We start from the raw sequence: 22,222 nt of genomic DNA on the forward strand, positions 1-22,222 counted from the left end.
ATGGACATATTGCTTAGCTTAATCCCACTACTACCACTGCTTAGCGCCTGCTTACTGCTTTTCTGGCAACCTAAAGTTGCGACGACACAAGTCATCGGGGTGGGCTCGGTGAGCTTGGCAGCACTATTAGCTGTAAGCCTTAATATAGCACTCTGGGACCAGACACAATTTGTGCTGCAGACTTCATTGGGTCAATGGCTGACCATCGATAAGCTTTCATTGAGCTTTACTCTCTATCTCGACCCTCTCTCTCTGGTGATGATCACCATCATCACTTGTATCGGCGCGCTGATACACCTTTACTCGGCCAGCTACATGAAAGAGGACGCGGATATTTGTCGCTTCTTTGTTTATCTAAATCTATTTGTGTCAGCCATGTTATTTCTGGTGCTCGCCGACAACCTGATCTTGCTTTATCTGGGCTGGGAGGGCGTGGGATTATGCAGTTACCTGCTTATCGGTTTTTGGTATCGAGAGGTTAAAAACAGTCAGGCGGCAAACAAAGCATTTATCATCACCCGTATTGGTGATACCGCCATGCTTATCGGCATCATCTTAATTTTTTACCAATTCGACACCCTGAATATTCAACAGATACAGGCACACTCTCAGCAACTTTTACAAAACAGTGAACTTTTAACAAAAGGAGCTGTAGGGCTCACTAGCCTGTGCTGTTTACTTCTTTTTGCTGGGGCCGCAGGTAAGTCTGCCCAAGTACCGCTTCACTCTTGGCTGCCCGATGCGATGGCGGGCCCAACACCTGTCAGCGCCTTAATCCACGCAGCAACCATGGTCACCGCTGGAATATACTTAGTGGCCAGAAATATCGAACTCTTTAGTTTAGCTCCTGATGTACTTCATTTTATTGCTATTGTCGGTGTTATTACTCTAATTTTAGGTGCAACTTCAGCACTGGCTCAAACTGATCTTAAACGCATACTCGCCTATTCCACCATCAGCCAGCTGGGTTACATGTTCCTCGCACTTGGCGTTGGTTCAGCCTCTGCGGCCGTTTTTCATCTCATGACCCACGCCTTCTTTAAAGCCCTACTTTTTCTTAGTGCCGGTGCTCTTATCTACTGCATGCACCATGAAAAAAATATCTTTAAGATGGGAGGACTAAGAAAATCTCAACCCTTATTGGCGCTCTCCTTCGGCATTGGGTGTGCTGCGCTTGCTTCGCTTCCCATGACCTCAGGTTTCTTTAGTAAGGAACTTATCCTGGAGCGGACGCTGTTTGCTCAACAGCCTATACTCTGGTGGGGGGGCGTTGTTGGTGCATTTTTTACGGCGCTGTATAGTGCCAAGCTATTTTTTGTCATCTTTTTTGGTAAGTTAAGCAGGCCAAGTACCCATAATACTCCCCGAGCGATGGCAGCAGTCCTCATAGCATTAATGTTACTGTCACTCATAGGAGGTATACAGCCTCAAGGCGTATTTGCCCACTTTGCAGCTCTTGAACAATCACTGATAACAGCTCCCCCTCTTAGCGCACTAGAACACTGGCTACCCATTTTTTTGCCCGTACTAACCGTCATTTTAGCTTGGTTTCTGTTTATTAAAGGCATGTTCACGCCTAATAGTCAGCCGAGTCAACCCTCAGTAGGCGCTAAGCAGCAACTACAGCGCTTTTTACATTCAGGCTGGGCTTTCGATAGTCTTTATCACCTTATATTAGTTAAGCCTTTCAGACTCATCAGTGCATATAACCGCAGAGATATTGTCGATCAGCTTTATCGGCAACTTGAGCGTTTAAGCTCGCTCCTCTATCGGCAACTTAACCGCTTTCAAACAGGGCAACTACGGCACTATAGCGCCAGCTTAGTGATTTTTTGCGTCTTGGCCATCGCTTGGGGGCTAACACAATGATGCTACTTACTTTAGTGATATTGCCACTTATTGGTGGTTTTTTAGCATGTTGGAGCCAACGTGTGCATCAAGATGCCCCTAAGTGGATAGCCGCTATCTGCACACTCGTCACGTTAGCCTTCCTAATCTCCATTAAGCTGGCCAGTAACATAGAAGACTTGGAATTGTGGTTAGTTGATGAGCCGAGGGCTTGGATCCCTAGGCTCAATATCACCGCACACCTTGCTATGGATGGACTGAGTTTTGTCTTACTACTTTTGACTCTGTTGATGGGACTTGTGGGTTTATCATCTGCTTGGAGCGAGATTAATCAACATAGGGGCTTCTTTTATGGCAACTACCTATGGACTTTAGCTGGGATTATTGGTGTCTTCTTGGCGATGGATCTGCTGCTGTTCTTCGTCTTCTGGGAGGTGATGTTGGTTCCCATGTACTTTCTTATCGCTATTTGGGGAAATGAAAACCGTCGTTACGCTGCCTTAAAGTTTTTCCTCTTTACTCAGGCTGGCGGCCTATTGATGTTATTGAGTATTATCGCGCTGACTGTCATACATTATCAGCAGACTGGCATACTAAGCTTCGATTATCAGGTGTTAGTTCAATCTCCCATCCAATCAGAGTTAGCTAAATGGATCTGCTTGGGCTTTATTATCGCTTTTATTGTCAAGCTACCTGCTTTTCCTTTCCATACCTGGTTGCCCGATGCCCATACTCAGGCTCCCACTCCTGCCAGTATTATTTTAGCTGCGGTGCTTCTCAAAACTGGTGGCTATGGATTGCTTAGGTTTGTGCTGCCTCTATTTCCAGAATCCGCACAATTTTGGGCTCCTCTGATGATGGCACTAGCAGGTGTGAGTATTATCTACGGCGCCATCATGGCCTTCTCACAGACAGATCTTAAACGCTTAGTGGCCTACTCCAGTGTCAGCCATATGGGTTTTGTATTATTGGGTTGTTTTAGTTTCAACTTTTATGCGCTTCAAGGCGCGGTTATGCAGATGTTGGCTCACGGACTGAGTACATCCGCTCTGTTTATGTTAGTTGGACTGATACAACATAGATTCCACACTCGCGATCTCAACCATCTCGGTGGACTCTGGCACACCTTGCCTAAACTATCAGCCATGGGACTCTTTTTTGGTGTAGCTTCTTTGGGGATGCCGGGAATGGGGAATTTCATAGCAGAGTTACTGGTGCTTTTAGGCACCTTTAAGCAGGCGCCAATATTCGCAATAGTGGCTAGCTCTGGCTTGATATTAGCAGCGGTTTACTCACTACGCATGATCCAAAAAAGCTTCTTCGGTATGAACTTAAAGCTTGAGACTAGTTTGAGTGATGAAAAATCAAGTGATAACAGCTCAAGAGACGGCATCGATAACAGCTCGGCAGATTTAGGAGCAAAACACCATAGTGATGCTCACACACGCTATGTCACAGACCTTAGTGTTAAAGAGGGCTTAACCCTGATGTTGATGTGCTTAGGTCTGATAGTAATGGGGTTACATCCACAACCCATTTTCACATTAGTGAATAGCTCGCTGATGGAGATACTCTCGCTTATTCAGTCCCCTTTACAGCCTGAAAGCCCACTATTTGAGGTCCAGTTATGAGCCTTCATTACCTCCCAGCGATAATCATTAGCATTGCAATATTGGTTTTACTGCTTGTCATCGCCCTAAAACGCAACCACCAATTAGCATTTTACATTACTGGCACAGGGCTTTGCATAGCCTGTGTGAGTCAATGCTCTCTTTTAAGCGCTTCTCATTTTTCTGACGAGCTATTTACCTTCTCTTCAATGAGTGGAGTACTCAGTGTTCTACTGCTAGGCATACTGATCTTTCTCTGGTTACAACTACACACTTGGCTCGAAAAACACGAGGCTAACCACAAGGAGGAGTTTTACCTTCTACTCTTGCTTGCCAGCTTAGGCGCATTGGGCATGATAGTGAGTGAGCACTTTGCCAGCTTCTTTTTAACCTTAGAGCTGATGAGCCTCTCCTTTGTTGGACTTATTGCTTACTCACATAGTCAGCTAAGCAGTCAAGAAGCGGGAGTTAAGTACCTCATACTGTCAGCGGTAGCCTCAGCCTTTATGTTAATGGGTATCGCCATTGTCTACCTGCAAACAGGCAACCTCTCATTCCAATATCTTGCAGATAATGTAAACAACACAAACCCATCCTCTATGTTATTCACAGCGGGGCTCATCTTTATTTTGATAGGACTCCTCTTTAAGCTCTCTCTCGTTCCCTGTCATCTATGGGTTGCCGATATTTTCGAAGGTGCACCGCTCCCCACCACAGCTCTTTTATCTACCGTGTCCAAATTGGCTTCATTTGTCGTACTTTGGAAGCTCTTTCATTTGGGTAATTGGCAAGAAAACCAGATAGTCTTGACTCTTATTGGTGTGGTAGCTGTGGCCTCAATGTTAATTGGGAATCTACTGGCCCTGCTCCAAAATAGTATCTTACGTATTTTAGCATTCTCCTCTATCTCTCATTTTGGCTACCTGCTTATTCTACTGTTTTTGTTTAACCATAATGCAGATCTTTTAGATAACCCCACCTTTCCACTCGAAGCACTACTCTTCTACCTCAGTGCTTACCTCATCACCTTAACAGGGGCTTTCTCAATCTTAATGAAACTAGAGGGGGGAAAATCACTCGAAGCGTTAACAGGACTTTTCTGGAGCAAGCCACTGCATGCAGCTAGCCTCAGTATCGTTATGCTTTCGCTGGCGGGGATCCCTTTAACGCTCGGTTTTATGGGTAAGTTTTATCTGGTGACCGCCAGTGTCTCTTATCAGGTTACTTGGCCACTTCCCTTTTTAGTTATCGCGAGTGTTATTGGGCTGTTCTTTTATCTTAGAGTTATTATGGTGATGTTATCAGCAACACAATCCCCTCATAGCAGCCCTTCAACTTCTGGAGAGGTCGCCAGTCTTTGGTTCATTATCCTACTCATCATGGGCCTAGGAACATTCCCCGCACTGTTTGCAGACACAATTAAAAGTGTTGTTGGTTAATAACCTATCACTTCAATTAAAATAAGAGCCTAGCACTCCTGATATCTGTTCAATTGTCCTATGCATTGATCAAATCCCTACTCAAACTCAAGTTGATCATGATAAGGTCTCCCTATCTTGAAAAATGAGAACAATAATATCTATGGCTTTTTACCAATCTCCCATGAAGATCAGCGCTTTCGACGCAAAATTTGAAGCACAAAAAATCGCATTCGCTCCCATCAGCTTCCAGGTTGCCCGTTGTCTACTTAAATTCGGCATTTTAGAACAGATAGATACCTCAGCAGAGCAAGGTTGCTCCTTAGATGATATTGAGAAAAAGACCGAACTGTCACAATACGCAATTAGTGTTCTTATCGATATGGGACTTAGCATGGGTCTGCTTTGGCAGAAAGAGGATAGGTATCTCCTCGATAAAATTGGCCATTTCTTAGTTGAGGACGATATGGCAAAGGTCAATCTCAACTTTGTTCATGACGTTTGCTATCAAGGCATGTTTGAACTTGAAGCTTCATTAGTCGAAGGTAAGCCAAAAGGACTTAAAGTATTCGGTGATTGGAACACTATCTACCCTACCCTCAGCGAACTACCCGACCAGGTAAAAAAGAGCTGGTTTGAGTTCGATCATTACTATTCAGACCATGCCTTTGGCCAGCTTCTTCCCTTAATTTTCCAAGCTAAACCAGCACACATTGTCGACGTAGGTGGTAACACAGGCAAATGGGCATTAGCTTGTACGGCTTATGATAGCAATGTCAAAGTCACCATCATGGATCTTCCTGGGCAATTAAAGGTCGCCCTAAAAAATGCCGAAGAGAAAGGCGTCGCCGATAGAGTATCAGGCTTTCAATGCGATCTGCTCAAAGAGTCTCAGGAGTTCTGTCCAAATGGTGATCTCTACTGGATGAGTCAATTTCTTGATTGTTTCTCAAAAGAGCAAATTCTGAGTATTCTAACTCGCACAGCCCAAAGCATGAGTGCCAATAGTGAGCTCTGTATTTTGGAGACCTACTGGGACAGACAACCTTTTGAAGCGGGAGCCTATTGTGTTAACGCAACCTCTATCTATTTCACGGCGATGGCAAACGGTGACAGCCGTATGTATCACTCAAAAGAGATGCTAACGCTAATTTCACAGGCTGGCCTCTATGTGGATGAGGATATCGATGAGATAGGTTTAGGTCACACCCTCTTAAGGTGCAAACGAAAACCAACGCAGCTCTAGCCAATTTTATAACGCTCTACCATTAGCCATAGATTAAGTTTAATTTAATCTATGGCTAATTAAAATCAAATTTTCTTACCACTTCTATTCTCCTACTATCTATTCATAGATTACTTACCGGAAAATAGAGATGAAATCTTCATTCAAAAAAATCTCACATCATGCATCGAAATTACCAAGCCCTATGGCTGGGCTGGCACTGGCGATTGCCAGCTTGGGCTGGGCATGGGAAAACATGCTACCAGGTATGCATGGGCGCGGTCAGTTAATCAGCGCCACTGTTGCAGCAATCATGTTAATGACATTGGTGATTAAATTCGTCCTTCATCCAACTATCTTAAAGCAGGAACTTTCACACCCAGTGGTTGGCAGCGTGATCCCAACCTTTGCCATGGGCCTAATGGTCGTCTCTAATGCACTGGGGCTCTACCTACCAAGGCTTGGACTCTCTCTATGGCTTGCATCAATAGCCATACATTTAGTCTTCTTAGCTATGTTCATCTATTTTCGAGCTATCGATTTTAAACTCGAACATATGGTGCCAAGCTGGTTTGTACCACCCATTGGGATCATAGTTGCCGCGGTAACCTTCCCAGGAGTTCAGTACCAATGGCTGGCAAACGCGACACTTAACTTTGGCATGACTTGCTACCTCATTATGCTCCCAATCATGTTATATCGTTTGATTTTTTGTGCACCGATAGCCGAGGCTGCAAAACCAACCATAGCGATAATGGCTGCACCAGCAAGTCTATCACTGGCTGGATATTTAACCGTAACTAGCCAGCCTTCATTGGTGATCGTTGCACTCCTGCTTAGCATAGCGTTATTGATGACTAGCGTTATCTATTTAGCCTTCTTTCATCTTTTAAGGTTGCCATTCTCACCTGGCTACGCTGCTTTCACCTTTCCTATGGTAATAGGTGCCACAGCACTATTTAAAGCAGCTCACTGGCTAAGTCACTCCTTTGGCGAAAGTCAGTTTACCGATATGATTGCACATGCTGCGCAACTAGAGTTGTTCATCTCAACAGCTGTTGTGCTGTATGTCGCATATCGCTACCTTTCTCACTACAGGTCAAATATTCTACCCGCCTAAGAAATATTGAAACTAAAGGACAATGAGCTAAACATTAAAATAGCTTTTTACAACACATTAAATTTAACATTTTAAATATAATGTAAGTTAAACACTCCATTAATCGGTCAAATTAAATACAGTTAAGCATTCGGTAAAATAAGCTCACACTTACTCATAAAGAATACAATGTTAATTTTAACTTAAATGATAAAAAACTAAAAATATATTATTACCAAAGTGTTAACTAAAAACATTTATTTAACCAAAAACTTCTCCTTTACAGAGTGAAATAACGCCTCGATTCTCATAACGCACTGATAAAAACTATAAAAACTACCCTCTTGTTAATGACCTGTATGAAAAACTGTTGCAAAAAATGGCACTTAGCTCAGTTTGAGTAACAACTTAAAGCTGATTGCACCTGTTATCAGTATGTGTTTATATCCAGACTTGGACACTGGTAGTTAACAAAACAAAAACTATTTAAGCTGTCTAAAAACAAGAAACAAACAATTAAAACTAATAATAATACTTAAAGTTATATCAGGGAGATAATAATATGTTGTCTAATTCAGTAATAGCTAAAGCTATTCGGTTTTCATTAATCAGTGGCGCAGCAACTGCAGCACTGACTGCACCAGCAGTTTTTGCAGCAACAGATGATGAAAAAGTAGAAAGAATTGAAGTTACAGGTTCACGTATTAAGCGTACCGATATGGAAACTGCAACTCCAGTAACCGTATTAAGCGCTGATGATATGGCAAAACAAGGTTTTACAAACATTCAAGATGCACTAGAAAGCCTAACTTCCACAACAAGTGCAATGACGACTCAATCAGTACACGGCTTCACTCCAGCAGCCTCATCAATCAGTCTTCGCGGTGCAGGTCCAAGTCGAACTCTGACACTGATTAATGGTAAGCGTCTTAACCAATACCCAAAACCTGCAAATGGCACCGATAACTTCGTTGATACAGCTAACCTTCCAATGGAAGCTGTACAACGCATTGAAATTCTACAGACTGGTGGCTCAGCCGTTTATGGTGCAGATGCTGTCGGTGGTGTTATCAACATCATCTTGAAAAAAGACTTTGAAGGTATTGCTCTTAAATACCGCCACGGTGACACTTTTGAAGGTGGTGGAGCAAGTGATCGTATAGCACTTTCTGTTGGTGCATCATCAGATCGTGGTAACGTATCAAGCTTTATTGAGTTTACTGACAATCAACAATTAAAAGCGACTGATCGTGAAAACTTTGGTCTTCATACCGATAAAGTACCTCACAGTGAGTTTTCTCAATATAGCTCATACGGTGCGCGTATAGCTGGCGGCTCAGGTGCTCGCGCATTAACCGATGCAGAGTGTACAGCGGGTGGATTCTTCTGGGATGCAGCGCGTAATTTATGTGGTTATGACCGTTCAAAATGGCGCGACCTTCAACCAGAAAGCACACGTTTTATCAGCTCTACAAACTTTAACTACGAGCTGTCAGATGACATTAGCTTTGTGGGTCGTCTAGATTTTGCAGAAGCAAAATCAACTACCCGTATTGAGCCAATGGCAATCAATGACTACAACATTAAGGTTGATGGTAACAGCCTAACAGTCAGCAATGGTGACCTGAGCAAAACATTTGCAGACAAAACGACAGCACTCGGTGGTGACTTTGCTAACGCAACAGACGGTGACTACTACTACGTTCGTCGTCTACACGAATTCAGCAACCGTATGGGTGAAACTAAAACTCGTAATTACTTCTTCACCGCAGGCCTTGAAGGTGTAGTTTTTGAAGATTACAACTGGGACGCCTCTGTAAACTATGGGCGTACCAATGTAGATGTTTTCCGTGGTGGCTATGCAACAGTTGCAGGTATGTTTGATTACATCACTGCAGGTGACAACGGTAACTCTCTACTAAAAAACATGACTGCTGATGATGTTGAAGCAGCATCTTACTCCCCTTTTGAGAAAGCACAATCAACTCAAAAGAATGTTCAGGCTAATATTACAGGTAGCGCTTTCGAGATGCCTGAAGGCGATGCTCTATTCGCTTTCGGTGCAGAGTATACAGAGCAAGATTACCAAACAGAGTCAGACTCTGAGTCAGCTAAAGGCAACATCCTGACAACTGGTGGTTCATCAGGTGCAGGTGATCGCTCTTTCTGGGCGACTTATGCAGAGCTAAGTATTCCAGTTTTGGATGTGCTAACTGTCGATGCTGCAGTTCGCTATGATAGATACAGTGACTTCGGTGGTAACTTATCGCCACAGATTGCAATCGAGTACCGCCCTCTTGAGGAACTGCTTGTTCGTGGTTCTGTCAGCAGTGTATTCCGCGCGCCAGATATGCATCGTGTATACGGTGATGCAACTAATGGTTTCAACCAAGTTATTGACTTCAAACAGTGTCAAGCTATGGGTGGTACGCCTGGTCAGCCTCACTCAGATACAAAAATCAACGAGATCTGTAATGAACTGCATATCACCACTAAAACGGGTGCAAATAAAGATCTAGAAGCAGAAACAGGTTACACAGCAAGTATAGGTGCGGTATGGGGAGGAGAGTCTCTCAATGCATCATTAGATTTGTGGGAGTGGAAGCTTGATGACATGGTCAGTGACATCAGTGCAAGTAAAGCCGCGCGTGAATATGAGCAATATGAAAATATGCTGACACGTGATGCCGATGGTACCATTACTCATATTGATGCTGTTGCTCAAAACCTAGCCTTCCAAAAAGTTCGTGGTATCGACTTATCCGCAGGTTATAACTGGGATCTTAACAATCTAGGTGAGCTTAAACTTAACTTCAAGGGTACATATATTCTGTTATCTGAAGGTCAGCTTGCTCCAACAGACCCTGTTGAAGATGACATAGATAATGGTGGACTGCCTCAATACCGTGCAAACCTAGTACTTGGTTGGTTTATCGATGATTTTGAAACAACTTTAGGTGCTTATCACACTGCTCGCATGCATGGCATGCAGTACAAGTCATTCAAAGAGTCAGCTGAAAATGCTGGTACTGAGTTCGACGAAAGTGCACACGAAGTTGCTTCACAAACTAAGTGGAATCTGACAGCTGGTTACACCATCACTGACGATATTAAAGTTAAGGCTGGTGTCGTTAACCTATTTGATGCTGGACCAAACTTTGATCCAACAGCAACATCATGGCCACATTACCAGCGCTCAATCTACAACGCACGCGGTCGTGAATGGTTCCTAGAAGGTGAAGTGAAGTTCTAAGACTCCTTCACTTAATATGATTGAAAGAAAAACGGCACCTAAGGTGCCGTTTTTTTTTCTTATCTATAGTGGATTAACTAAACCCTAAATAGTGCGCACTAACTACGATCACACTGGATACAACAAACAGCGCCAGCATAAAACGCCAGATAAATTTGAGCCAGTCTCCCCAGTCCACGCGGCACACGCCTAATGTCGCCATTAATGACGCCGATGTCGGCACAATTGCATTACTAAAACCATCTCCGAGCTGAAATGCAAGTACAGACACTTGGCGAGTTACACCGACCATATCAGCAAGCGGCGCCATTAATGGCATAGTCAACGCAGCCTGTCCTGAACCTGAGGTCACAAAGAAATTAAATACCGATTGGAAAATCAGCATAAACCATGCTGAAAGGGCATTAGGAAGCTGACCGATAAGCTCCCCTGCACTATTGAGTATGGAGTTAAGCACGCTCGGCTCACTGGGTCCACCATTGCCAAGCAGTATTAAAATACCCGATGCACAGCCAACTAAAATACAGGGCTCAAGCATATTGGCTGCACCTTGCTTAAAACTTGTCGCCACATCATTAACTGTCATCCCATTGAGCTTAAAAATCACACCTATGATGCCAATCACAACCCCCATAGTGAAAAATTGACTGGCGATCTCAGGAATAAACCAAGCTTGAGATACCACGCCCCAGATCACCCAAGCTATCGTCGCAATAATGGTGACGAGCACGAGAATATCACCTAAATTAAACCGGCTCTCTAAGCTAGCTTTACTCTGATTTTCTCGAAAATAGGCATCACTGTGGTAACTAAAGGAATGCTGCGGCTTGAGCTTAACCTTATTGGCGTAACGCATGGTAAAGATAAGCCCCATTAGCGTGAACCCAAACCAGATCATCACTCTCACACCTGCGCCAGATAAAACAGGGATCCCAGCAATCCCCTGTGCAATCGCGACGCTAAAGGGGTTCATCCAAGAACTAGCAAAGCCTATCTGAGTCGCAACGTAGGTCACCATAACCGTCGTGATCCCATCATATCCCAGCCGTATCATTAACGGGCAGATGATAATGGCGAAAGCAATCGCCTCCTCTCCCATACCAAAAACGGCGCCACCAAGTGAAAACAGCACAAAGATAACTGGAATAAAAAGTGATTCATTTCCCCGTGTTCTGTCGATCAGCTTCAAGATACCATTGTCTATGGTCCCCGTAGCCATCACTACACCAAAGGATCCACCTATCACTAACATAAACATGATAACGCCGATAGCACTGCCCCACTTGGAGCCTGACACTAAGCCTTCAAAAGCAAAGTTAAAAAAACCAGCACCACCATGGCCTTCAAATAAACCAACCGGTGCTAACTTAGGCTCTCCATTATCATCAAGCGCATAGGCAAATGAGCTAGGGTCAATGACACTGCGACTCTTCTCTACACCATCAGCAAGGTAGGTCACCTCTTGGGTTTGAAATGAGCCGGTAGGAATAAAATAGGTGAGCATTGCTGCCACGACGGCAACAAAAAAAATGATAACTAAGGTATCTGGCATCTGCCAGCGACTAACACTCCCTAAGGAGCTATCATGGGAAGGAGTTGTTACTGTTCTGTCCATACTGAGACCATTCTAATTATTATATGGCCGCAAATATAAACTAATTCCGTAGGAGTGTGTAGATTATAGCAATAAGTATAAAAAATTAACGATAATTATGAGTGAGTTAAATAAGCTGAGGTCCATTCATTATCTGTTTAAGCAGAGATCACGATAAACCTCACCTTCTCTATTCTATTTAAGATTCACCGTCCAATGCCTTAACATTCGCCTGAGGGCTGAGAGCGTGGATCAGTAACATAACCAACAAAGAGATGGTTAAAGCGGGAACTATCGGGTGGATCTTCCACACAAGTGGAGCGTTAAGCTGGAAAACAAGATAGCTTATCAACCCTGCTCCCATGGCACCAAATGCGCTATTCCCACTGATGTTTTTCCAAAACACCCCTGCAATAATGGGCCATAGAAATACAGCCTGCAGCGCCCCAAACGCGGCTAAATTGATCCACACTATCATCTCTGGTGGCTCAATCGCCCAATAGGTCGCCAATACCGTTATTAGCAACATGGCAACTCGCGTTAGCTTAATCTGCCTAGTGGCGCTCAATCTCGGATACTGTTTCATCACACCATCTCGAATTAAGCTTACAGCAGATTGAAGCAGCATAGAGTCTACCGAAGACATTACAGCTGCAATGGGCGCAGCAAGCAGCACACCAGCCCAAAATGGATGAAACAAGCCAGAGATCAATCTAGGCATTATCTCATCTGGCACTGTTAACTCAGGATAAAGTGCTCGGCCAAATACACCGCACAAGTGTGGCAGCAAGGTCATCAAAAAGCAGATTATCGTCCCCCACACCATACCACGCATCAAAGAGCGACTATCTTTAACCGCTAACAAGCGCACCAAAGTATGGGGAAGCCCCATGGTACCAAAACAGATCAATACCCAAAATGAGAGCATCATAGGCCAACCGAGATAGTCATTCACTCCATGAGGGCTTAGCATCTGCGGTGAATATGCCGTCACTTTCTCCATCAACTCAGGCAGCGTCCCCTGAGACAAAATTGAGCCAAAGAGTAAAATTAATCCGGCAAGCATCACCCCCCCTTGAAGGACATCGGTTAACACCACCGCCCTAAAGCCACCAGTTAAGGTATAACCCAGCACCGTTAGCACAAATAGGCCTAACCCTATCTCATAACTTATACCGCTCACGCCAGAAAATAAGCGAGCTCCACCAATAAATTGCACCGCTATCATGGCAATAAACCCCATAACTAAGCTCACAATAGCCAAGCTGCTTAACCATGGATGTTGGTAGCGACTGTCGAGCCACTCGATTAAAGTTGTATGCTCTGCACTACGCATTGCTAAAAACTTAGGACCTAACACCCCTAAGGTTAATATGGCCACAGGCACCTGTATCAAGGCTAACCACACCCAACCAAGCCCCATTTGATATGCCGCGCCTGGCCCACCAATAAAGGAGCTTGCGCTGGTATAAGTCGCCACCAAGGTTAGGGCTAGCATCGGGCCATTAAGGAAGAATCCACCGATGAAAAAACGCTTAGCTTTATCTTGATGTAGTTGGCCAACATCGGCTTGACGACTACTCCACCATCGAGTGATAACCAAACTTAGTACCAAGTAGATAAGTACAGGGATTAGATTAGTCATCAGCATTTCCCTGTAAAAAGCCCACTAAAAAAATAAGAGACGAAATCAATGCGACAGGCGCAACAATACAGGAGAACCAAAACCAAACTGGCATCCCGAACCAAAGCCAAGTCTCATCAATAAGCACGGGACCTGCACACCACAAGACAAAATAAACCGCGGTTAGGATTAGTGCTGTTTTAGAGAGTGAAAACATAATCAAACATGGGAAGTAAAATCAGACGGCAGATTTTATACCTAAACATCACCAACTGACTAGCGATTAACTCACACTCAGGCCAAGGCTGAATAATGAGGCCTTGAGTTTGTTAGTAAAAAGTAACTCAAATCGCTCTAACACTTTCTAATAAACAGAAATAAGCAGCTAAATAAGTAAAGTGCTTTAACATCCAAATTAGATGAAAAAGAGCACAATACTGATTTTATATCTTCGATACGTACCAAAACTCAATTTTGTAACCTACAGATTATTTTGATAAAAAGCTTAAAATAAACTGAATACCACCCTCATCTACCTAAAAAGGGTGAGGCTCATCTAACTTCTACTACGTCACCGCTAACTCTGCTTGTTAAGCCCTTTTACACACACTAAAATCACAACTCTGCATCCATCAATTTAATTGATAGTTTCAATGGTCGTTTTTTTCATATAGGGAAGTCACAGGTAGAGATGAAGTACTCACTCAAACAGATCACCGTTTTTGACGCCGTAGCCAGCCTAGAGAGTGTCAGCGCTGCAGCAAGAAAATTATCTATGACCCAGTCGGCCGTTAGTATGTCACTGGGTCAATTAGAAAATTTGTTGGGGCGACCACTTTTTATTCGCCAGGGGAACCGGTTAACATTAAGCCACTGGGGTAACTGGTTACGTCCTAAAGCCAGACGCTTGCTACAAGATGCTCAACATATCGAATTAGGCCTTCACGAACAACATCTTATCAGTGGTCGGTTCCGTTTATGCTCCAGCCAAACAGCTGCTGAACATCTGATCCCTGAACTTATCAGCAGAATTGATACTGATTTTCCTGAGTTAAGGATCGATCTTATGGTAGAAAATACCGAAAATGTGATCGATGGACTGCTTAACTATGAGTTTGATCTTGGCATCATCGAAGGTCGTAATGACGACAGTCGCTTGCATCAGGAGCGTTGGATTGACGATCATCTTGTAGTCTTCTCCTCACCACATCACCCCTATGCCAAGTATGAAAGTGCCAGCTTATCTCAACTTGAACAAGCCAAATGGGTATTGCGGGAGCAAGGTGCTGGAACAAGACGAATTTTCGAAGGCGCTATTCACGGCATTATCGAGAAACTCAATGTATGGAAAGAGTATGAGCAGGTATCAGTACTAAAATCTTTGGTTAAAAATGGCCAATATATCAGTAGCCTGCCATATCTAGATGTAGAGAAAGAGGTCGCCAATGGTGAACTGGTAATTCTACCCACACCGCAACTCAATATGCAGCGTCACCTTTCATTTATCTGGCGTGCAGATTCAGGAGAGAACCCTCTGCGCGACTGCATTATCACAGAGGCCAGACGGTTGAGCCGTAACCGCCTACTTAAAAGGTAACCGTAAGTAACGAGAAGATATCGGTTGGGATTTCTAAATCAATAATTGATAAGTTTTGAAATCGTTCCAAACAAGAACGGAGCTAATAATAGCTCCGTCTCTTTACCTTATACCTTGTAGATATCACATACCTTTCTGGCTATCGCCTCACGAGTGATAACACCGCGCAATAAACCTTTCTCTACGACAGGAAAAACACTCGGTTTATTAGCTGAAGCACAACGTAACCTCTCTTCATAGCTTTTGAAGGTGTTGCCCGTTAAAATCCCACTTTCATTCACAGGGAACAGCTTGTTACGGTCCACCACCATCAACTCTATCAACTCGGCAACCGAATCCTGTGGTGATAGGGTCATCACCTCTTTTTGCATCAAATCAGCCACCTTATAAGAGACGCCTCTGGCAAACTCTTCAGACCATAAACTGCGCAACAAGTCTTGCTGAGAGATAAATCCAAGTAGGTGCTGATTTTCATCAAGCACTGGTGCGCTACGACAGTCATTATCGGTCAGTAATGCAAGACCTGCATAGACCGACTGCTCTGAAGAGATGGTTAACGGGCTAGTATCCATTAGATCTTGCACACATAGTTTTTGAATTGTTTTTGGCATTTTATTCGATACTCCTGAAGTCGAAATTGAGTGTATTTGAGCTGAGGTCTCTAACTGTGGTACGCAAAGAGCAAGTGGGGTTTTAATCTTTTGAGCTGACTTTTCAATGAGCCAGTAACCTAAACCGACAAATACGCCTCCGCCAACTATGTTGCCTAAGGTCACTGGGATGAGGTTGTTAACAATAAAATGACTCATTGTCAGATCGGTAAATTGTGCGGCATCGATACCAAGACTGATAAAAAACTCAGGTTGGGCAAATTGTGAAATAGCGATCCCTAACGGCACCATAAACAGGTTTGCAATACTGTGCTCAAAACCACTACTGACAAACATGGCAACAGGTAGCATAAGTAGCACAGCTTTGGTCAGCGCATCTTTACTCGAAAAGGTCATCCACACGCCCAAACACACCAGCATGTTACACAAGATCCCAAGTACAAAGGCCTGCAACCAAGTATGATGAAGTTTATGTTGCGCTATCTGTAGTGCGTTTAGACCCCATTGACCACCATCAAGATCATACATACGAGCCGACATGATCAGAAAAAGCATAATCAAAGCACCTAACAGATTGCCTACATAGACCCGCCCCCAACATTTGATGAGCTCGCGACCTGTCACTAACTTTTGAGCCCAAGCAACGCTGCTTAGCACTGTGCTGGTAAAGAGCTCACCACCACAGATAACAACTAACATCAAGCCTAAGCTAAATGCTAAGCCACCCGCCAAACGCATTAAGCCCCATGCACTTCCATCGTTGCCTGTGGTGACTGTGATGTAGAAAACAAAAGCCAACGCAATAAAGGCACCAGCAAACGCCGCTAAACCAAAAGATTGCCAAGCTGATTTAACCACTTTACTTTTGCCATAGTGCTCTGCTTGTTGGTATAAGCTCACTGGCGCGGTCTGAGTCACCTCCTCGCTATTTTGCATCACTCTCGCTAAGGTCAGTCCACTAACCTTTTGATTAGACGTCATTTGTAAATCTCCCTTGGGTGACGTCGAAACCAATTACTCTTCATTCATATATCTCCGCTTATCTATCTGCTTGTTATTTTGTACAAACAAGATAGCCAGAAATTTAGAGCAATAAAATTTGATATTCGTTATCACCAGCATCAATATAATTGATAAGAGAAAGATGATGTTTCAGTATGTTAAAATAATAGAGAAAAGATGAATCAATATAAGATGCTGTTTTAATTCTATTTTTATTTTTACAGTTTAAACCTGGCAATAACTCTCTGTTCAGCGAAAGTATTGTTCCGAGAATAAGCCTCAGCCTTATGAGTGTTAATAATTCCAGTTTTACATCGATATAAGTAAGTTTGATGCAGAAATCACGACCGTACATAAGCCTAAAGCTCCAAACCCCCATAGCTAATGAGAAGGTCGTCAAAGCCAACATCCGTGACATTGATCACAGTTTCACTCAACCCCACAGGCACAATGATCACACAATCAACTACAGGTCGAGCCAAGCCGCTTAATTGGCAGTGAGGAGATCTACCGCCCAAATGCCACAAAAAACGTGACAAGCCAGCTACGCAATTAATATGCCGACCCCATGTTTATTTAGGGATCCCTGTATAAGTTGTTAACTGGATCTCAAATAGCTTAATCACCTGATTCAAGAATATTGATACTTAATGAAGATAGCTCATCTCTGTGTTAATATTTATGAGGTAAATTGGTCTTACCAATTAAACCGGAATTGTAAGGGAAGACAACTGCATACCAACCAGAGCCAGCTCCATGCTCTGCCACATCATGCAGGTAAATTAACTCTGTAATTATAGTGCAGCTAATCGAGCGCCTAATACATGGGTCAATACTCAAGGATCATTAAAGTTGTCATCGCAATAGATGAATCACTATGTTCTTCTCGGAGAATGAGAAATTATGTCAGAAACAGTGAAAAACGAACAAATCGAAGACTCAACGAAATCCTATCGAGAGCTTCACCGCCCTGCATCTGAGTTTGAAACTCGCGAAGAGTATTTAGACCATGAGCTAAAAATCATGAAGCCTAAGCGCTGGGGCTTAAACCTACCTGGCCGCGATTTCCGATTTGAATGGGAAGACCTTGTACCCGCTATCGCAGGTACCATTGGTATTACCGTAATGTACTCAGCTGTTATGGCGGCATGGGCTGCTGGTCTGACAGAGAGATGGGATCATATCAATCTTGGGGCTGACTTTGCGATTCAAGTTGTCCGCGTCGAGATGCTGATCCCTGCACTACTTTTCTGCATTATCAGCTCAGGCTTTATCAACCCTAAAGCAAACTTAGCGGGTAACCACGGCCCTATGATCCCACTTATCGGTGCAATCGCACTGGCAGGGGCTCACCCATTAGCATTGGCTATCTTACTGGGTCTGTTTGGACTCATGCTCAGCTACTTTAAGGGAGGCTCTAAACTCGTTAACCTCACCAGTAGTGGCGTTGCCGGTGGCTTGCTGGTCTTCTTAGGCTTTATGGGTGCTAAGAGTCAGATCACTTCACTCTTTGATTGGGCTGGTAGCTTACAATCAAAGCACCAACTGGATTATAGCTTAGGTTATGTCGCCTTCTTTATCCTGTTAGCAAACGTGATCCTCTACGCTTACTTGGCAAAAGTGGGTAAACGTTGGTTAGCGATCCCACTGTGTTCAATCGCCGCTATTGCGTTGGCTTTTGGCTTAGGTGCCGGATTGGATCTGCAGTTTATCACTGAGCCAGGTATCCCGAATCTAAACCCTGTTTACTGGTGGGGTTCAACTGAACATGGCTGGCAGTTAGGTTTACCTAACATGCAACACTTTATCGCCTCTCTTCCATTTGCAATCTTGGCCGTTGCCATGTGGTCTCCAGACTTCTTGGGACACCGTATTTTCCAGGAGTTGAACTACCCTAAAGGCACTGACAAGGTACTGATGGATGTTGATGACACTATGACCACCTGTTCACTACGTCAAATCGTAGGTACAGCAGTCGGTGGCGGTAACATCACTTCATCTTGGGGTACTTATATGATCCCTGCAGCGATCGCTAAACGCCCAATTCCAGCAGGTGCGATCTTGCTCGGTATCATGTGTATTGCAGTGGCCATTATTGGTTATCCAATGGATGTCACTGTATGGCGACCTGTTATGTCAATCGCACTGCTTGTTGGTGTGTTCTTGCCACTACTTGAAGCAGGTATGCAGATGGTAAAAGACACTCAAAACAGTCAAGCGGCGGGGATCTGTATTTTTGCCTCTTTCGTTGCCAACCCTGTTTTAGCATGGGCATTAACTATGTTCTTGGACAACAACGGACTTATCGGTGATAAAGAGCGTGCAAAAACTCTCTCCGTCACTGACCGTTTAGTCATTCCAGGCCTTGCTTTTGTTATCTGTTTAGCCGCTATGTTAGCAGTAGGCATGATCACAGGGATCCCAGCGCTTCTATAACAGGAGTGTTAATGGCGGGAGGGGTTTTCCCGCCATTAAAAACACCTAAGATTAATATCAGTTTTAGTGATGACGATAAACTCACAAGATAGAGAGATAATTCTCGATTAAGACTGTGGCAAACACGCGACAGCAGCTTGCTATCAAGTTTTAGCAGATATGTTAACTGCTGCAACATGGGCGACTTGTCATTGCTGGTTTAACTGACATTAGTGCTAGGTGCAAACATTATTTTAGTTAAAAACTGATGCATGGATAACAGTTTTTGAATTAATAGACCAAAAGCTCAGGTATTAAGATGCAGGCTATCTCTGCTTATGTTAATATAACTATGGTTAATTGGTCTTACCAATTTTCTGATAACCGATATTCATTAAGAACGGATCATTTTCATATCGGTATCAGATCGACAGATTCACTCCGAGGCTAACACCTCGGAAACCAGTTTCCTCCTCCAGAGAATACTGTGAGGAAGCTTTTTAAGACTTAGCTATTGGTATATCGGTCCCTTGCTTTCTAAAGCCAACGTCGATAACCAATAACATCTATCTCAACCAAAAGGTATTTGTACGATGACCGAAAAAACTGAACAGTTTGCAAACGCATGGGAAGGCTTTACTTCTGGCGACTGGAAAACTGAAGTCAACGTTCGTGACTTTATCCAAGCTAACTACACTCCTTACGAGGGTGATGAATCTTTCCTAGCTGGCGCAACATCTGCTACTACTCAGCTTTGGGACAAAGTAATGGTAGGGATCAAACAGGAAAACGCGACTCACGCACCTGTTGATTTCGATACCGAAAAAGTCTCAACAATCACTTCACACGAAGCTGGCTACATCGAGCAAGAGCTTGAAACCATTGTAGGTCTACAGACTGAAGCACCACTTAAACGTGCAATGTTGCCTAATGGCGGCATCCGTATGGTCGAAGGTTCTTGTAAAGCCTATGGCCGTGAGCTAAACGCAGACGTTAAATACGTTTACTCTGAGCTACGTAAGACTCACAACCAAGGTGTGTTCGACATCTACACCCCAGAAATAATGGGTTGCCGTAAGTCAGGTATCCTAACAGGTTTACCTGATGCATACGGTCGTGGTCGTATCATCGGTGATTACCGTCGTATCGCGCTTTACGGTATCGACTACCTAATGGCCGACAAGTTTGCTCAGTTTGGTTCACTTCAAGCAGGTTTTGAAGCTGGTGAAGACCTCTCTTACACTATGCAACTTCGTGAAGAGATCGCAGAGCAACACCGTGCACTTGGTCAAATGAAGAAGATGGCTGCAAGCTACGGTTTCGACATCTCTCTACCAGCTACCAATGCAAAAGAAGCAATTCAGTGGACCTACTTCGGCTACCTAGCTGCAGTTAAGAGCCAAAATGGCGCGGCGATGTCTCTTGGTCGTACTTCAAGCTTCCTTGATATCTTCATCGAGCGCGACATCAAAAATGGCGTGATCACTGAAGAGCAAGCTCAAGAGATGGTTGACCATTTTGTCATGAAGCTTCGTATGGTTCGTTTCTTACGTACACCTGAATACGATGAGCTATTCTCTGGTGACCCAATCTGGGCTACAGAGTCTATCGCAGGTATGGGTCTAGATGGCCGTACTTTAGTGACTAAGTCTAGCTTCCGTTTCTTGCACACCCTATACAACATGGGTCCAAGTCCAGAGCCAAACATCACTGTACTATGGTCTGAAAAACTACCTTTAGACTTCAAGAAGTACTGTGCAAAAGTCTCTATCGACACTAGCTCAATCCAGTACGAAAACGACGATCTAATGCGTCCTGACTTCGAGTCTGATGACTATGCTATCGCTTGTTGTGTAAGCCCAATGGTTGTGGGTAAGCACATGCAGTTCTTCGGCGCACGCGCTAACTTAGCTAAAACTATGCTTTATGCCATCAACGGCGGTGTAGATGAGAAACTTAAGACTCAAATTGGTCCTAAGTTCGATGCTATCACATCTGAAGTTCTAGATTTTGATGACGTTATGGGCCGCTTGGATAACATGATGGATTGGTTAGCAGTACAATATGTGACTGCACTTAACTCTATCCACTTCATGCACGACAAGTACTCTTATGAAGCAGCCTTGATGGCACTTCATGACCGTGACGTACGTCGTACTATGGCTTGTGGTATTGCGGGTCTTTCAATCGCAGCTGACTCACTTTCAGCAATTAAGTTTGCACAAGTTAAGCCAGTTCGTGACGAAAATGGCATCGCTGTTGATTTCAAAATCGAGGGTGATTACCCTAAATTTGGTAACAACGACCCACGTGTTGACGATCTAGCAACTGAGCTTGTAGAGCGCTTTATGGCTAAGATCCGTAACATGAAGATGTACCGTAACGCTATCCCAACTCAGTCAATTCTTACTATCACTTCTAACGTTGTGTACGGTAAGAAAACCGGTACGACTCCAGACGGTCGTCCAGCTGGTGCACCATTTGCTCCGGGCGCAAACCCAATGCATGGTCGTGACGAGAAAGGCGCTGTTGCATCATTAACTTCTGTTGCTAAGCTCCCATTTGCACACGCTCAAGACGGTATCTCTTATACCTTCTCTATCGTGCCAAATGCGCTAGGTAAAGATGAAGATGGCCGTCGTGCTAACTTAGCAGCACTGATGGATGGTTACTTCGCTCACAGTGATACTCGCGAAGGTGGTCAACACCTAAACGTTAACGTGATGAATCGTGAAATGCTTGAAGATGCTGTGGTTAACCCAGAGAAATATCCTCAACTTACGATCCGTGTATCTGGTTATGCAGTTCGCTTCAATGCACTGACTCCAGAGCAGCAGCAAGACGTTATCACTCGTACCTTCACTAAAGGTATGTAATCACCATTATCTTTGATAGATAAAGGTAAATAACGGCGATAACTTGGCTG

13 protein-coding genes are annotated in these 22,222 nt (G+C 43.9%); 9 read left to right on the forward strand and 4 right to left on the reverse strand.

Going from position 1 to position 22,222, the window contains the following annotated elements; translation table 11 throughout:
- From nuoL to SWOO_RS14870, 6 genes are all read left to right on the forward strand, one after another.
- Positions 1-1,869 (forward strand): NADH-quinone oxidoreductase subunit L, encoded by a 1,869-nt coding sequence (gene nuoL / locus SWOO_RS14845; RefSeq protein WP_012325481.1) that lies wholly within the window; start codon positions 1-3, stop codon positions 1,867-1,869.
- On the forward strand, positions 1,866-3,479 hold the full coding sequence (locus SWOO_RS14850; protein WP_012325482.1) for a complex I subunit 4 family protein: 1,614 nt from the start codon (positions 1,866-1,868) through the stop codon (positions 3,477-3,479). The genes nuoL and SWOO_RS14850 overlap by 4 nt, the downstream gene beginning before the upstream one ends.
- Positions 3,476-4,897 carry an NADH-quinone oxidoreductase subunit N gene (locus SWOO_RS14855; RefSeq protein ID WP_012325483.1) on the forward strand — a complete coding sequence of 474 codons (1,422 nt, stop codon included), beginning with the start codon at positions 3,476-3,478 and terminating at the stop codon, positions 4,895-4,897. The genes SWOO_RS14850 and SWOO_RS14855 overlap by 4 nt, the downstream gene beginning before the upstream one ends.
- Before the next feature lie 142 nt (positions 4,898-5,039).
- On the forward strand, positions 5,040-6,122 hold the full coding sequence (locus tag SWOO_RS14860; RefSeq protein WP_012325484.1) for a methyltransferase: 1,083 nt from the start codon (positions 5,040-5,042) through the stop codon (positions 6,120-6,122).
- A gap of 130 nt (positions 6,123-6,252) precedes the next feature.
- Positions 6,253-7,221: a TDT family transporter gene (locus SWOO_RS14865; protein ID WP_012325485.1), complete on the forward strand. Its 969-nt coding sequence runs from the start codon at positions 6,253-6,255 to the stop codon at positions 7,219-7,221.
- Between the two features lie 541 nt (positions 7,222-7,762).
- Positions 7,763-10,453, forward strand: coding sequence for a TonB-dependent receptor (locus SWOO_RS14870; protein WP_012325486.1), 2,691 nt, complete (start codon positions 7,763-7,765; stop codon positions 10,451-10,453).
- 73 nt (positions 10,454-10,526) lie between these two features.
- Here SWOO_RS14870 and yfcC read toward each other — a convergent pair whose 3' ends face one another.
- The 3 genes from yfcC to SWOO_RS14885 all read right to left on the reverse strand — a co-directional run bounded on the left by yfcC (position 10,527) and on the right by SWOO_RS14885 (position 13,888).
- A complete protein-coding gene (yfcC, locus tag SWOO_RS14875) occupies positions 10,527-12,068 on the reverse strand; it encodes a putative basic amino acid antiporter YfcC (RefSeq protein WP_012325487.1) in 1,542 nt (513 codons plus the stop codon).
- Between the two features lie 178 nt (positions 12,069-12,246).
- Positions 12,247-13,692 (reverse strand): sodium/pantothenate symporter, encoded by a 1,446-nt coding sequence (gene panF, locus SWOO_RS14880; protein WP_012325488.1) that lies wholly within the window; start codon positions 13,690-13,692, stop codon positions 12,247-12,249.
- Positions 13,685-13,888: a DUF997 family protein gene (locus SWOO_RS14885; protein WP_012325489.1), complete on the reverse strand. Its 204-nt coding sequence runs from the start codon at positions 13,886-13,888 to the stop codon at positions 13,685-13,687. Before SWOO_RS14885 ends, panF begins: the two co-directional genes overlap by 8 nt.
- Before the next feature lie 474 nt (positions 13,889-14,362).
- Here SWOO_RS14885 and SWOO_RS14890 point away from each other — a divergent pair, with 474 nt between their 5' ends.
- Positions 14,363-15,268 (forward strand): LysR family transcriptional regulator, encoded by a 906-nt coding sequence (locus SWOO_RS14890; protein ID WP_012325490.1) that lies wholly within the window; start codon positions 14,363-14,365, stop codon positions 15,266-15,268.
- Positions 15,269-15,375: 107 nt separating this feature from the next.
- Here SWOO_RS14890 and focA read toward each other — a convergent pair whose 3' ends face one another.
- The gene (gene focA, locus SWOO_RS14895; RefSeq protein WP_012325491.1) at positions 15,376-16,860 is read right to left on the reverse strand and encodes a formate transporter FocA; all 1,485 of its coding nucleotides are present in this window, start codon (positions 16,858-16,860) and stop codon (positions 15,376-15,378) included.
- 924 nt (positions 16,861-17,784) lie between these two features.
- Here focA and SWOO_RS14905 point away from each other — a divergent pair.
- Both SWOO_RS14905 and pflB read left to right on the forward strand, forming a co-directional pair.
- The gene (locus tag SWOO_RS14905; protein ID WP_012325493.1) at positions 17,785-19,317 is read left to right on the forward strand and encodes a DUF3360 family protein; all 1,533 of its coding nucleotides are present in this window, start codon (positions 17,785-17,787) and stop codon (positions 19,315-19,317) included.
- A 572-nt stretch (positions 19,318-19,889) separates the two neighbouring features.
- The gene (pflB, locus tag SWOO_RS14910; RefSeq protein ID WP_012325494.1) at positions 19,890-22,172 is read left to right on the forward strand and encodes a formate C-acetyltransferase; all 2,283 of its coding nucleotides are present in this window, start codon (positions 19,890-19,892) and stop codon (positions 22,170-22,172) included.
- The last annotated feature ends 50 nt before the right edge of the window (positions 22,173-22,222 follow it).

Origin of the sequence: Shewanella woodyi ATCC 51908, assembly GCF_000019525.1 — a bacterium.
GTDB lineage: Bacteria > Pseudomonadota > Gammaproteobacteria > Enterobacterales > Shewanellaceae > Shewanella > Shewanella woodyi.

Excerpts from the sequence above, each read along its gene's own strand:
- nuoL (WP_012325481.1), top strand. The coding sequence starts at position 1 with ATGGACATATTGCTTAGCTTAATCCCACTACTACCACTGCTTAGCGCC.
- SWOO_RS14850 (WP_012325482.1), top strand. The coding sequence starts at position 1,866 with ATGATGCTACTTACTTTAGTGATATTGCCACTTATTGGTGGTTTTTTA.
- SWOO_RS14855 (WP_012325483.1), top strand. The coding sequence starts at position 3,476 with ATGAGCCTTCATTACCTCCCAGCGATAATCATTAGCATTGCAATATTG.
- SWOO_RS14860 (WP_012325484.1), top strand. The coding sequence starts at position 5,040 with ATGGCTTTTTACCAATCTCCCATGAAGATCAGCGCTTTCGACGCAAAA.
- SWOO_RS14865 (WP_012325485.1), top strand. The coding sequence starts at position 6,253 with ATGAAATCTTCATTCAAAAAAATCTCACATCATGCATCGAAATTACCA.
- SWOO_RS14870 (WP_012325486.1), top strand. The coding sequence starts at position 7,763 with ATGTTGTCTAATTCAGTAATAGCTAAAGCTATTCGGTTTTCATTAATC.
- yfcC (WP_012325487.1), bottom strand. The coding sequence starts at position 12,068 with ATGGACAGAACAGTAACAACTCCTTCCCATGATAGCTCCTTAGGGAGT.
- panF (WP_012325488.1), bottom strand. The coding sequence starts at position 13,692 with ATGACTAATCTAATCCCTGTACTTATCTACTTGGTACTAAGTTTGGTT.
- SWOO_RS14885 (WP_012325489.1), bottom strand. The coding sequence starts at position 13,888 with ATGTTTTCACTCTCTAAAACAGCACTAATCCTAACCGCGGTTTATTTT.
- SWOO_RS14890 (WP_012325490.1), top strand. The coding sequence starts at position 14,363 with ATGAAGTACTCACTCAAACAGATCACCGTTTTTGACGCCGTAGCCAGC.
- focA (WP_012325491.1), bottom strand. The coding sequence starts at position 16,860 with ATGACGTCTAATCAAAAGGTTAGTGGACTGACCTTAGCGAGAGTGATG.
- SWOO_RS14905 (WP_012325493.1), top strand. The coding sequence starts at position 17,785 with ATGTCAGAAACAGTGAAAAACGAACAAATCGAAGACTCAACGAAATCC.
- pflB (WP_012325494.1), top strand. The coding sequence starts at position 19,890 with ATGACCGAAAAAACTGAACAGTTTGCAAACGCATGGGAAGGCTTTACT.